Annotated in this window: 12 protein-coding genes; 11 read left to right on the top strand and 1 reads right to left on the bottom strand. The window is 73.7% G+C overall.

Annotated features, from left to right (window positions below; all coding sequences use genetic code 11):
- Positions 1-158 precede the first annotated feature (158 nt).
- The 9 genes from ssd (at position 159) to ABZ914_RS35055 (ending at position 8,638) form a co-directional block, all read left to right on the top strand.
- The gene (ssd, locus tag ABZ914_RS35095) at positions 159-1,232 is read left to right on the top strand and encodes a septum site-determining protein Ssd (RefSeq protein ID WP_500198532.1); all 1,074 of its coding nucleotides are present in this window, start codon (positions 159-161) and stop codon (positions 1,230-1,232) included.
- The gene (locus tag ABZ914_RS35090; RefSeq protein ID WP_500198530.1) at positions 1,229-2,380 is read left to right on the top strand and encodes a TadA family conjugal transfer-associated ATPase; all 1,152 of its coding nucleotides are present in this window, start codon (positions 1,229-1,231) and stop codon (positions 2,378-2,380) included. Before ssd ends, ABZ914_RS35090 begins: the two co-directional genes overlap by 4 nt.
- Positions 2,377-3,087 carry a type II secretion system F family protein gene (locus tag ABZ914_RS35085; protein WP_500198529.1) on the top strand — a complete coding sequence of 237 codons (711 nt, stop codon included), beginning with the start codon at positions 2,377-2,379 and terminating at the stop codon, positions 3,085-3,087. Before ABZ914_RS35090 ends, ABZ914_RS35085 begins: the two co-directional genes overlap by 4 nt.
- Positions 3,088-4,372: 1,285 nt before the next feature.
- A complete protein-coding gene (locus tag ABZ914_RS35080) occupies positions 4,373-5,182 on the top strand; it encodes a type II secretion system F family protein (RefSeq protein WP_500198528.1) in 810 nt (269 codons plus the stop codon).
- Positions 5,183-5,290: 108 nt separating this feature from the next.
- Complete coding sequence (locus ABZ914_RS35075) at positions 5,291-5,485, top strand: DUF4244 domain-containing protein (protein ID WP_206699927.1); 195 nt, start codon at positions 5,291-5,293, stop codon at positions 5,483-5,485.
- 23 nt (positions 5,486-5,508) lie between these two features.
- Positions 5,509-5,862, top strand: a complete 354-nt coding sequence (locus ABZ914_RS35070; protein ID WP_500198526.1) for a TadE family type IV pilus minor pilin — start codon at positions 5,509-5,511, stop codon at positions 5,860-5,862.
- A gap of 337 nt (positions 5,863-6,199) precedes the next feature.
- Positions 6,200-6,577 (top strand): Rv3654c family TadE-like protein, encoded by a 378-nt coding sequence (locus ABZ914_RS35065; protein ID WP_500198525.1) that lies wholly within the window; start codon positions 6,200-6,202, stop codon positions 6,575-6,577.
- Positions 6,578-6,853: 276 nt separating this feature from the next.
- A complete protein-coding gene (locus ABZ914_RS35060; RefSeq protein WP_500198523.1) occupies positions 6,854-8,092 on the top strand; it encodes a hypothetical protein in 1,239 nt (412 codons plus the stop codon).
- A 174-nt stretch (positions 8,093-8,266) separates the two neighbouring features.
- The gene (locus ABZ914_RS35055) at positions 8,267-8,638 is read left to right on the top strand and encodes a hypothetical protein (protein ID WP_500198521.1); all 372 of its coding nucleotides are present in this window, start codon (positions 8,267-8,269) and stop codon (positions 8,636-8,638) included.
- Between the two features lie 68 nt (positions 8,639-8,706).
- Here the strand turns inward: ABZ914_RS35055 and ABZ914_RS35050 are convergent, their stop codons facing one another.
- The gene (locus ABZ914_RS35050; RefSeq protein ID WP_500198519.1) at positions 8,707-11,013 is read right to left on the bottom strand and encodes a DEAD/DEAH box helicase; all 2,307 of its coding nucleotides are present in this window, start codon (positions 11,011-11,013) and stop codon (positions 8,707-8,709) included.
- Positions 11,014-11,261: 248 nt separating this feature from the next.
- Here ABZ914_RS35050 and ABZ914_RS35045 point away from each other — a divergent pair, with 248 nt between their 5' ends.
- Both ABZ914_RS35045 and ABZ914_RS35040 read left to right on the top strand, forming a co-directional pair.
- Positions 11,262-11,615 (top strand): STAS domain-containing protein, encoded by a 354-nt coding sequence (locus ABZ914_RS35045; protein WP_021597910.1) that lies wholly within the window; start codon positions 11,262-11,264, stop codon positions 11,613-11,615.
- Between the two features lie 16 nt (positions 11,616-11,631).
- Positions 11,632-12,072: an ATP-binding protein gene (locus ABZ914_RS35040; RefSeq protein WP_190856078.1), complete on the top strand. Its 441-nt coding sequence runs from the start codon at positions 11,632-11,634 to the stop codon at positions 12,070-12,072.
- Positions 12,073-12,157 lie beyond the last annotated feature (85 nt).

Raw genomic sequence — 12,157 nt, 5'->3', positions numbered from 1 at the left:
GGTGGCGTGGAGGATCTGGACACGCCACCGCCCGCCCGCCGCCTCGTTCTCCCGGCCCCGCCCGAGGGCCGCGGAGAGTTATCCACAATTCACGGAACGCTTCCGCCCGCCCGGCACGGCGCCGCACGCTGGAGTCCTCTGAACGCACAGGAGGACCGATGAACATCGCGGCACTGATCATCACCGCCGACCCCGCCACCGCCGACACCCTGCTCCGCCTCGCCGCGGCCGCCGACGCGCACGCCGAGGTCGCCGCCCCCGCCGACGCCCGCGCCGCCTGGGCCTGGCCCGCGCTCGTCCTGGTCGGCGCCGACGCCGCCGGGGACGTCGCGTCCGCCGGCCTGCCCCGCCGCGGCGGCGTCGTCCTGGTCGCCGGCGCCGCCACGCCCGAGACCTACCAGGCGGCCGTCCGGATCGGCGCGCAGGACGTGGCCGTGCTGCCCGACCACGAGCAATGGCTGATCGACGCGTTCGCCGCCGCGAGCGAACCCGACGCCGGCCGCGCCACCACCCTGTGCGTCGTCGGCTCCCGCGGCGGCGTGGGCGCCAGCGTCCTGGCCGCCGCCCTCGGCCTCGCCGCCGCCGGCAGCGGACTGCGCACCCTCCTCGTGGACGCCGACCCCCTCGGCGGCGGCGCCGACCTCATGCTCGGCCTGGAAGGCCACGAAGGCGCCCGCTGGCCCGACCTCGCCGAACGGCACGGCCGGCTGAACGCCGCCACCCTCCGCGACACCCTCCCGTCCACCGGCGACCTGTCCGTCCTGTCGTGGCGGCGCGGCGCGTCCGTCCCGGTCGCCGACGCGGCGGTGCTGTCCCTGCTCGACGCCGCCTCCCGCGGCTTCGACCTGGTGATCGCCGACGTGCCCCGCTTCCCCGGCGACATCGGCCGCGCCGCGCTGCGCACCGCCGACGTCACCTTCCTGCTCGTCCCGGCCGAGGTCCGCGCCACCGTCGCCGCCGACGGCCTCGCCACCGCCCTGCGCCGCGACACCGCCGACCTCCGCCTGATCGTGCAGGGCCCGTCCCCCGGCGGCCTCACGCCGGGCGCCGTCACGCAGGCGCTCGGCCTCCCCGTCGCCGGGGTCTACGAGCGCGACCGCCGCCTCCCCGCCGCGATCGAGGAGGGCGACCTCGCCCGCGCCTGCCGCCGCGGCCCCCTCTCCGACTTCTGCGCCCGCCTCCTCGCCGACCTGGCCCTGCAGCCCTACGCCCACCGCGAGGAGGCGGCATGACCAGGCTCTCGTCCGCCGTCCGCGACCGCCTCGCCGACGCCGGCGGCGAGGCCACCGCGGGACGCGTCGCGGCGGCGCTCCGCGCCGAGGACAGGCTGCTCGGCGACCGCGAGGTCCTCGCGCTCACCGACGAACTGCGCGCCGAGTTCGTCGGCGCGGGCCCCCTCGAACCGCTGCTCCGGGCACCCGAGGTCACGGACGTCCTGGTGAACGGCCCCGGCGAGGTGTGGATCGACGCCGGCGAAGGGCTCGTCCGCACCAGCGTCCGGTTCCCGGACGAGGCCGCCGTGCGCCGCCTGGCCCAGCGCCTCACCGCCGCCGCGGGCCGCCGTCTCGACGACGCGGCCCCGTACGCCGACGCGCGGCTCCCCGGCGGCATCCGGCTGCACGCCGTCCTCCCGCCGGTCGCCGCGAATGGCACCTGCGTCTCCCTCCGCCTCCCCCGCCGGCGCGCCTTCACCCTCGGCGAGCTCGTCGCGACCGGCACCGTCCCGCCCGAAGGCACCGCCCTGCTCTCCGCCCTGATCGAGACCCGCGCCGCGTTCCTCATCAGCGGAGGAACCGGGACCGGCAAGACCACAATGCTCAGCAGCCTGCTCTCCTTGGCCGACCCGGGGGAGCGGCTCCTGCTGGTCGAGGACTCCGCCGAGCTGCGCCCCACGCACCCCCACGTCGTCCGCCTGGAAGCCCGCCCGCCCAACGTGGAGGGCGCGGGCGGCGTCACGCTGAACGACCTCGTCCGCCAAGCCCTCCGCATGCGCCCTGACCGCCTGGTGGTCGGCGAGGTCAGAGGCGCCGAGGTCGCGGACCTGCTCCAGGCGTTGAACACCGGCCACGAGGGCGGCTGCGGCACGCTGCACGCCAACACCGCAGCCGACGTCCCGGCCCGGTTGGAGGCGCTGGCGTGCGCCGCCGGCCTCTCCCGCGAGGCGGTCCACAGCCAGCTCGCCGCCGCGCTCGACATCGTCGTCCACCTGGTCCGCGAACCCGGCGGCGGCCGTCGCCGCGTCGCCGAGGTGTGCCTGCTGCGCCGCGCCGCCAACGGCCTGGTCGGCGTCCTGCCCGCCGTCACGTTCACCGCCGCCGGAGAGACGATCGCCGCCGCGGGAGCCGACGCCCTGGCGGCCCGGCTGGGGTGGACGCCATGACCGCCGCGACCGGGCTCGCCGTCCTCTTCTCCGCCGCATCCGCCTGGCTGCTGCTCGGCCCGTCCCCCGCCGGCCTGCGCCTAGCGCACATCGCCGATCCGGCCCCCGCACCCCTGGCTCCAGCCCTCCGTAACCGCATCGAAGTGCTCAAGGAACGCCGGACCCGGCCTGCCCGCCGCCGCACCTCGATCATCGAACTGTGCGATGGGATGGCCGCGGAGCTGGCCGCCGGCCGCACCCCCGAAGAGGCGTTCACGCTGTCCGCGGCCGTCCTCGACCCGCACGTGGCCGCGGAACTCCTCACCCCCGGCCGCCCGCCCCCGTCGATCCCCGACCACCTTTCCGAACTGGCCTGCGAGCCCGGTGGCGAGGGCCTGCGCCTCCTCGCGGCCTGCTGGCGCATCGGCACCGAACGCGGCGGCACCCTCGCCACGGTCCTGGACGGCCTGGCCGCCGCACTCCGCGACGAAGAAGCCCAACGCCAGGACGTCTCGGTCCAACTGGCCGGCCCCCGCGCGACGGCCCGCCTCCTCGCCGCGCTCCCCCTCCTGGGCGTCGGCATGGCCGCCGCCCTGGGCGCCCATCCCCTCACCTTCCTCTGCGGCTCCCTCCCCGGCCTCGCCTGCCTGTTCACGGGCCTCGCCTTCAACGCGACCGGCCTCTACTGGACCCGCCACCTCGCCAGAACCGCCGAGTCACCCACCTGACCCACACATGACCAACAACGCAGCAACCCGCCCCCGCCACCAATCCAACGCCACCGCGACACCTCCCAGACGCACCAAGGCCCGCGCCGACGAACCAGCGTCACGCTCCGTGAGACCGAGCAGCGACCGCCGCACCATTCCCCCGACAACCCACCAGCAACACCGTCCAGACCGCCCCGACGCCACCGACAACCCAACCCCGCCCCAGATCCCAGGCGCACAAAAAGGCCATGGCAACGCCGACAGAACCAGCGACGCGCCCTACGAGCCTGGCCATGCCCACGCCTTACTCACCCTCTTCCAGCCACGGCACCGCTCAGCCGCACAGCAAACCGGCCTCGCCAGCATGGCGACGACGCCTCGGTGGCCCACACCGACTGGCGCAACAAAGGAGCGAGGCGGTGCAGACGAAGTAGCAAACCGCCCCGTGAGGCCGTCCCACACCCGCCGCGCTCACCCTCACCAGCCCCGATACCGGCACCGTCCGGCCGCTCAACCACCTCGCCAGCATGTCGACGACGCCTCCGTGACCCACGCCCACAACAGCATCCAGGAGCCTGGCAGTGCAGATGAAGTAGGAAATCGCCTCGTGGGGGTCGGTCCATCCCCACCCTGTCGCTCACGCTCACCAGCCCCGACAACGACGCCGCTCAACAGGGCGACGATGCCTCGGTGGCCCACGCCCACAGGTGCGTCGAAGGAGCTTGGCAGTGCAGATGGAGCAGCGACGCTTCCGATGACGCCGTCCCTCACCCGCCACGCCGCTCACCCTGACCGACCCCAATAGCAGCACCAGCCAGCCCAGCGCCCCCCGCTCGCGCCGGGTAGGACGGCGGAACTTCGGTGCCCCACGTGCGCCGAAGGAGCAGCGACACGTCCGATGAGGTTGAGCGTGGCCGCCGTGTCGCTCGCTGACTGACTGAGGACGAGACGAGCCGCACCCACACCCAGGACACTGCCACCGCGAGTGGGCGACGGGCCGCGCCCGCTGACAGGTCGCTAAGGACCGAGATGCAGGTGGCGCCCCGCGCCGGGGAGGGCGACGGCGCTTCGGTGCTCCAGGTGCGGCGAAGGAGCAGCGACTCGCCGCCTCAGCGGCCACCGAAGCAGTGCTGGGACGGGTCGTTTCAGCACGTTGGGCCGCAGCCGCCGCAGCCGCCGCAGACCCGACAGCTGCGGCTTCGGAACGTCGGACGACAGCCGCGTGGACCCGACCAGGTGCAGCCAAGCGCATCGCGCGAAGGCGGCCGGCGGCGAGCCGAGGGGCATGAGAAACGGAGGAACGATGGTGACGTTCATGGTGATGCTCTGCGCGGCAGCGTCGGGCTTTCTTCTCCCACAGGGAGCGAACGCGGCCGGACGTCGACTCGGTAGGCAGTTCGACCAGGCGCCGCCGAGGCCGCGGACACGCGACCCGGACGCCTCAGATTCAACCCAAGCACGGCATGCGGAGAACGGGGATGCCAAAGAGCGCGCCGAAAACGGGCGGCGCGAGGCGACATTGCGGCGGGCTGCGTGCCTGGTGGGCGGTGTCCTGTGCTGGGTGGCCTTCGGCGGGCTGATGGGTGGAGCGCTCGGCGTCGTCGTTGCCGCAGCCGTCCGGTACTCCTTCGGGCGGCTCGGAAGCGCCGACCAGCGACGACGGCAGGCCCGACTCATCGCGGACCTTCCGGTTGCCGTGGACCTCCTTGCCGCGTGCCTGCGCGGGGGTGCCCCCTGGCACGACGCCGTCGAGGCCGTCGCGGACGCGGTCGGCGGTCCCCTTGGTGCGGAACTGCGCGGCGTGGCCGTCCAGATCCGTCTCGGCGCCGACCCCGTGGACGCATGGCTCGCGCTCACCGAGGAGCCGGTCCTGGCGCCCTTGGCTCGCACCGCCGTTCGGGCCGTCTCCAGCGGCGCGGCCTTGGCGCCGTCCCTCGGACGCCTCGCGCGGGATCAGCGGCGCGTGGCGCGCACGGCGGCGGCCGCGCGTGCCCGCGCTGCGGGCGTGCGGGCGCTCGCACCGCTGGGGCTGTGCTTCCTGCCCGCGTTCGTCCTGCTCGGAGTGGTGCCGGCGATCGCCGGAATCGCCTCGACCATCCTCCTGCCGTGGTGACCGCGTCGAGTTATCCACAGAACGCGGTTCACCTGGTGACCGGATCCGCCGCACCCGAGCCTGGGATCAGACGCGATCGGGCGTCCCCAAGGAGAACAAGGAGGCCCCATGCGGGCGAAACAGATGGTGGTGCGGAGATGGCGGCGCCTTTCCGGAGACCGAGGAATGTCCACCGCCGAATACGCCGTCGGCACCATCGCCGCCGCGGCGTTCGCGACCCTGCTCTTCAAGATCGTCACGAGTCCGGAGGTCCACACCATGCTCACCGGGATCATCAAGAAGGCCCTGCAGATGGCCGGGTAGGCCGTGGCGCCCGTGACCGGGGCATGGTGACGGCCGAGATCGCGCTGGCTCTGCCCAGCCTGGTGCTCGTCACCGCCATCGCGCTCTGGGGCGTGGCGGTCGCGTCGGTCCAGCTCACCTGCACCGACGCCGCGCGGACCGGCGCACGGGCGGCGGCACGCGGCGAGTCTCTCGCCGCGGTGCGGGAGCTGGTGGTCAAGGCGGTCCCGCCGCACGCCACGGTGACGGTCCACCGCGACGCCGCGACCGTCGAGGTCGACGTCTCCGCGCCGGTCGAACCTCCGGCCGCGACCGGCCTGCCGCCCCTGACCGTCCACGCCCATGTCGCCGCCGCCACGGAACCAGGCGCCGCAACCGACCCCACCCCCGCGACATGACCACTCCCGCGTCCCCAGGCGTGGCACGGCGCAACGTGTCGAGTCGGGCCGTCGTGTTGGGCCGGGCCGTCGTGTCGAGTTGGGACGTCGTGTTGAGTCGGCCGCTGTGTCAGCTAGGAGGCGTGCCTAGGCGGACTCGCGTGCCGAGGTGGAACTGGGCGCCCACGACGGGACCGGGGGCGCGGTGAGGTGGGCCTTACGGAATTCGGCGTCACGGCGTGGCGAGGCGACTGGCCGGGTGCTGCGGCAGGCGTAACGGGGGCTTGGAGGAAGGGGGGCGAGGAGAAGGGGGGTTGGTGGGTGTTCTGGTGGGGCTGGTTTTGGAAGGGGGTGGGTTGTGAGGTGCGGGCGGGGGGTTTGGGGGAGGTGGGGGTGTGATCGGGGGGCGGGGACTGTCTGGGTGGTGGCGTTCATGGTCGTTATCTGGGTCGGTGGTGTGGCGGCCGTCGGGGTCGGCGGGGTGCGGGCGGCGCGGCATCGGGGGGACGCGGCGGCGGACCTCGCCGCGCTGGCCGGTGCGGCGCGGGCGGCGGACGGGGCGGCGGACGTGTGCGGGAGCGCGCGCGAGGTCGCGGCGAGGTCCGGGGCGCGGATGGCGCGGTGCCGTGTCCGCGGCGAGGTCGTCGATGTGGAGGTGACGGTGGCGCTGCGAGTGCCGCTCGGGGGCGGTGCCGTTCGCGTCCGGTCGAGGGCCCGGGCTGGCCCCGTGGGGTGAGAGGGCGTAACCTGGCCCGGCGCGACTCGTTGCACTGAGTGTCAATAGGGAGGTGCGTGAGGTGGACCCGGTATCCGCGACCTCTTTGTCATCTTCCTGTGATTTTTCCTACCGTCCGGTACGTTACGCTGCCCTGAGCCCATAGTCATCACTCGGCACAGTGCGCCCCGCGAGCGTCGTCCTCAGCGGGTGGAGATGCAGGACGCTGTCGAAGGGATTGAGGCCGTGACCATCATTCGCAGGATCGGTGCAGTCGCGCTCGCGGCTTCCCTTGCGATGAGCATCCCGGTTCTCGGGGCGTTGCCCGCGAACGCCGCGACGACGGCGGTGATCAGCCCCGCGAACGGCGCCGTCATCACCAGCGGGACGAGCGTCACCGTGAAGGCGCACTACGACTTCGCGCTGAAGATGCAGCTGCGCGTCGACGGTCCCGGGATCGGCGACACGTTCCTTAAGGAGAGCAGCTGGGCCGGCGACCTGTCGGCCCCGCTCGAGCTGCGCCGCAACGGCAAGTACAAGGCCTACCTCAAGGGCTCGATCACCAACCAGGTCTACGACTCCAACACCTTCACCGTGCGGATCGCGCCCGCCGCGCCGACCGGCGTCTCCGCGAGCGTGTCCGGCGGCAAGGTCGTGGTGAAGTGGAACCGCGGCTATGAGGACGACCTGCTCGGCTACTCCCTGTCGGGATCCGGGGTCGGCTCGAAGTCGGGGTCGATGGGCTCGCTCTGCTCCGGGACGAGCTGCTCCGCCAGGCTGTCGCTGACGCGGTCGACCGGGACGGTCTCCGTGGGCGTGCGGGCCCGGCGGTCGACCGGGACGGGCGGCTCGCTGCTCTCGTCCCCCGCGACGGCCAGTGCCGTGGCGGGCGGCGCCACCGGGAGCCTGCCGACCGGTTCCGCGCCGTCGCTGCCGACCGGGACCACCGGACCGAGCACGTCCACCCCGCTGACGCCGTTCAACAACGAGTCGCCGGTTACGCTGCCGTCCGTCCAGCCCGACGGCGCGACGCCCGGCCTCACCTACCCCGCGCCGCAGATCGCGACGGACGCGCCGAAGGCCGTGAACGTCGCGGCGACCGACCGGCTGCAGTGGGGCAAGAGCGTCGGGATCGCGCTGGTCCTGCTGATCGTCGCGGCTCACCTCGGCACGTGGACGCGGCGGCTGCGCGTCACCCAGGCCGGATCGAACAGCCTCGGGATGGCCGCGCGGATCGCCCGCAACGGGAGCGGGCGCAAGCGCGTCAAGAGCGCCCGCGAGCGGATCGCCCGCGCCGAGGCCATCGCCAAGACCGGGTCCGTGAAGGCGGCCGCGGGCGCCCGCGCCGGTGACACGAGGGTCCTCGGCGGAGCGTCGGCGGCCAAGGCGTCGAAGCCGAAGCCGAAGAGCAGGGCCGCGCGGCGTCCTGCGGCGCTGGGCAAGTCGGGCGGTGTGGACGTCCAGATCGCCAGGCCGTCCTCCGGGAAGGCCCCGGGCAAGCGCCGTTCCTCCGGCCGCGGACGTCGCCGCAAGTAGCTCCCATCGCCTCATCGACCGGCCACGACACGGGTGGGCGGCGGGGGGCGCATCGACGATGCGGTGCGGCGGGGGAGGCAGGTGTGGTCTTGGACGGGGATTGAGAACGGTCTAGGCTGCCTTGCCAGTCGGAATTCCCCCGCATTGTCCGGCACTGGAGAGGAGACCCTCCGCATGATCATTCTGGGGTTGGTCGTCACGCTCGTCGCCATCGCCGCGGCCGTGGCCGTCATCCTGGGCAACACCGGCGAGGTCCATGTGACCGCGTTCGGGCACGAGGTGCCCGGCGTCACGGAGCAGTGGCACCTGTTCCTGGCGGGCGTCGTCGTCGCCATCGTGTTCATGGCGGGCGCGGGGATCGCCGCCCTCGGGTTCCGGCGCAGCATGAACATCCGCAGGGAGCTGCGGGACCTGCGGGACGAGCACGAGGAGTCGCTGCAGACGCTGGAGCTCGAACGCCGCAAGCTGCAGCAGGCGCTGGCGCAGGCCCGCCGCGGGCTCGACGAGCAGCCGTCCGTCCCCGCGCAGCGCGTCGCACCGAACTAGCCGGTCGAAGCAGAGGGAGCGGGCGCTTCCCGTTTCCGGCCGTCGCGTCGACGTGCGCGGGCGTGCGGTCAGGGGGCGGCTTGCAGGAGGACGGCCAGGAGGGTCAGGGCGCCCTGCTTGTCGAGCGGGTCGTTGCCGTTGCCGCACTTGGGGGACTGGATGCAGGACGGGCAGCCGGAGTCGCACTCGCAGGACGCGATCGCGTCGCGGGTGGCGCGGAGCCAGGCGGCCGCGTCGGCGTAGCCGCGTTCGGCGAAGCCGGCGCCGCCCTCGTGCCCGTCGTAGACGAAGACGGTGAGCAGGCCCGTGTCGGGGTGCACGGCGGTGGAGACGCCGCCGATGTCCCACCGGTCGCAGGTGGCGTAGAGCGGGAGCAGGCCGATGGAGGCGTGCTCGGCGGCGTGCGCGGCGCCCGCGAGGTCGAGGTCGCCGAGGGCGTCGACCTGCGGTTCGGACAGCGTCCACCAGACGGCGCGGGTGCGCAGGGTGCGGGGCGGCAGGTCCAGGGGCTTCTCGCCGAGCATCTCGCCGGTCTGGACGCGGCGCATCTGGTAGGCGACGACCTGGCTGGTGACGTCGACGGTGCCGTAGCAGAGGGTCGCGTCGCCCCAGGAGGTGGAGCGGAGCGTCTCGGCGATGGTGATGTCGGTGACGTCGCGCGCGGTGGTGGAGTAGTCGGGGTCGGCGGCCTCGACGAGCGCGACGGAGTCCTCCAGGTCGAGGGTCTGGACGATGAACGAGTCGCCCTGGTGGATGTAGACGGCGCCGTCGTGGACGGTGGTGTGCGCGGACGCCTCGTCGACGGTGCCGAGCAGGCGTCCGGTGGCGGTCTCGACGACCTGGACGGGCGCGCCGCCCGCGCCGCGGATGTCGGCGAGGTCGCACGCCTTGTCGCGGCGCGTCCAGTACCAGCCGTTGGGGCGGCGGCGCAGGAACCCGCGGCGGACGAGGTCGGGCAGCAGGTCGGCGGTGGACGGCCCGAAGAGCGCGGCGTCGTCCTCGGTGAGGGGGAGCTCGGACGCGGCGGCGCACAGGTGCGGTTCGAGGACGTACGGGTTGTCGGGGTCGAGGACGGTCGCCTCGACCGGCGTCCCGAAGATCGCCTCGGGGTGGTGGACGAGGAAGGTGTCGAGGGGGTCGTCGCGGGCGACGAGGACGGACAGGGCGGCCTGCCCGGACCGTCCGGCGCGTCCGGCCTGCTGCCAGAGCGACGCGCGGGTGCCGGGCCAGCCGCAGACGAGGACGGCGTCGAGCCCGGACACGTCGACCCCGAGTTCGAGGGCGTTCGTGCTGGCCAGGCCCACGATGGAGCGGGAGCGCAGCGCGGCTTCGAGGGCGCGGCGCTCCTCGGGGAGGTAGCCGGCGCGGTAGGCGGCGACCTGCTCGGCGAGGGCGGGCGCGACCTCGTGGAGCGCGCGTTTCGCGCCGAGCGCGACGGACTCGGCGCCGCGCCGGGACCGGACGAACGCGAGGGTCTGGACGCCCTCGACGACGAGGTCGGCGAGGAGGTCGCCGGCCTCGGCGGTGGCGGTGCGGCGGACGGGGGCGCCCTGCTCGCCGCGCAGGTCGGTAAGGGGCGGTTCCCACAGCGCGAAAGTGGCCGGCCCGCGGGGCGAGGCGTCGTCGTCGACGGCGACGACGTCGAGGCCGGTGAGGCGGGACGCGGTGGACGCGGGCTCGGACGTGGTGGCGGACGCCAGGATGAAGGTGGGGTCGGCGTGGTAGCGGGCGCAGACGCGGCGGAGGCGGCGCAGGACCTGCGCGACGTGCGAGCCGAAGACCCCGCGGTATCCGTGGGCCTCGTCCACGATGACGTAGCGGAGGCGGCGCAGGAACGACGACCAGCGGGAGTGCCCGGGCAGGATCGACCGGTGCAGCATGTCGGGGTTGGTCAGCACGTAGTTGGCGTGCTGGCGGACCCAGGAGCGGTCGTCCCGGGGGGTGTCGCCGTCGTAGGTCGCGGCGCGGACGCGGGTGAGCCGCAGGGCGCGCAGCGCGCGGAGCTGGTCGGCGGCCAGCGCCTTCGTCGGCGACAGGTAGAGGATCGTCCCCTCGCGGCGGTGGTCGTCCTCGCCCGCATAGATCGCCTCGATGGAGGGCAGCAGGTAGGCGAGGGACTTCCCGGACGCGGTTCCTGTGGCGATGATCACAGAGCGGCCGGCGCGGGCGTGCTCCGCGGCGGCGGCCTGGTGCTCCCACGGGGCCTCGATCCCGGCGGCGGCCAGCCGGTCCACGAGCAGCGGGGGCGACCATGACGGCCACGGTGCACGGCGGCCCTCACGTGCGGGAACGCGCTCCACATGGGTGATGCGGTCCCGCCGCGACGGGTCGGCGAGCAGCCGGTCGAGAGGGGTTGAAGATCTTTGGGCGGCCATCAGGTTTTCAGTTTGCCAGCCGGGGCAAAACAACGGGAACGCCCCGGCGCCGGTGGGCCCGTTCCCCCTGTGCTCATCTGTGGATCAGCAGGTCAGACGGGACGGCGCGAACTTTCGCCCGACTGGTCGATAACGTGCGTGCGCCGCGCCGGAGCGTGGTTGAATCACGGCGATGTCTCGCCGCCCGGGCCGCCGCCGCGGAGCCCGGAGGGCGGGATCGGATTGTGCTGCACGGCGCTGGAGGATTTGTGGACCTGAAGGTGAACGACTACACCACCGACGATGGCCTCACCGTCATCAACGTGGAGGGCGAGATCGACGTCTACACGGCGCCGAAGCTTCGCGAGAAGCTCATCGACCTGGTCAACAAGGGCAAGTTCCACCTGCTCGTGGACATGGAGAAGGTCGAGTTCCTGGACTCGACCGGCCTCGGCGTCCTGGTCGGCGGGCTGAAGCGGGTCCGCGCGCACGACGGCTCGCTGGAGCTGGTGTGCACCCAGGAGCGCATCCTCAAGATCTTCCGGATCACGGGGCTGACCAAGGTCTTCGGCATCCACGACTCGATCGCCGAGGCCGAGGAGAAGCGCAAGGGCGCGAAGTAGGCGGCCTGACACCACGATGGCGACCGTTGAACTCTCCTTCAGTGCGCTGCCCGTCCACGTCCGGACCGCCCGGCTGATCGTGACCGCGGTGGCCCGCCGCAGCGGCGTCGCCGAGGCGCTGCTCGACGAGGTGAGGCTGGCGGTCGGCGAGGCGTGCTCGCGGGCCGTGGAGGCGCACCGCCTGCACTGCCCGGACGAGCCCGTCCGGCTCGAGCTGACCGGGGCGGGCCGCCGCTTCGAGGTCACGGTGAGCGACGCCGTGCCCGGGGACGACGCGGCGGGCGGGCCGCCGGCCCGGCCCGACGAGGACGACCTGGACTTCGATCTGGGCGAGGGCACCGCCGAACTCGGCCTGGCGGTCATCGCCGGGCTCGCCGACGACGTGGAGATCGCCACCACCCCGAAGGGCGTCCAGATCAGGATGAGCTGGCCGGCGGAGGCCGAGGCGACCATCTGACCTCGGCGCTGCCGGGGGCGCTCCTCGGAACGCGCGCTCGCGCCCGTCCCCCAGACCGCATGGCGAAGGCCCCGCTCCGGCGGGG

Origin of the sequence: Spirillospora sp. NPDC046719, from assembly GCF_040645715.1 — a bacterium.
GTDB lineage: Bacteria > Actinomycetota > Actinomycetes > Streptosporangiales > Streptosporangiaceae > Spirillospora.
Note: the sequence above shows the minus strand (reverse complement) of the source record. Positions and strands in the feature narration are given on the sequence as shown.

Bases quoted from the DNA above. Each gene is read 5' to 3' on its own strand.
- ssd (WP_500198532.1), top strand. From the start codon at position 159: ATGAACATCGCGGCACTGATCATCACCGCCGACCCCGCCACCGCCGAC.
- ABZ914_RS35090 (WP_500198530.1), top strand. From the start codon at position 1,229: ATGACCAGGCTCTCGTCCGCCGTCCGCGACCGCCTCGCCGACGCCGGC.
- ABZ914_RS35085 (WP_500198529.1), top strand. From the start codon at position 2,377: ATGACCGCCGCGACCGGGCTCGCCGTCCTCTTCTCCGCCGCATCCGCC.
- ABZ914_RS35080 (WP_500198528.1), top strand. From the start codon at position 4,373: ATGGTGACGTTCATGGTGATGCTCTGCGCGGCAGCGTCGGGCTTTCTT.
- ABZ914_RS35075 (WP_206699927.1), top strand. From the start codon at position 5,291: ATGCGGGCGAAACAGATGGTGGTGCGGAGATGGCGGCGCCTTTCCGGA.
- ABZ914_RS35070 (WP_500198526.1), top strand. From the start codon at position 5,509: ATGGTGACGGCCGAGATCGCGCTGGCTCTGCCCAGCCTGGTGCTCGTC.
- ABZ914_RS35060 (WP_500198523.1), top strand. From the start codon at position 6,854: ATGAGCATCCCGGTTCTCGGGGCGTTGCCCGCGAACGCCGCGACGACG.
- ABZ914_RS35055 (WP_500198521.1), top strand. From the start codon at position 8,267: ATGATCATTCTGGGGTTGGTCGTCACGCTCGTCGCCATCGCCGCGGCC.
- ABZ914_RS35050 (WP_500198519.1), bottom strand. From the start codon at position 11,013: ATGGCCGCCCAAAGATCTTCAACCCCTCTCGACCGGCTGCTCGCCGAC.
- ABZ914_RS35040 (WP_190856078.1), top strand. From the start codon at position 11,632: ATGGCGACCGTTGAACTCTCCTTCAGTGCGCTGCCCGTCCACGTCCGG.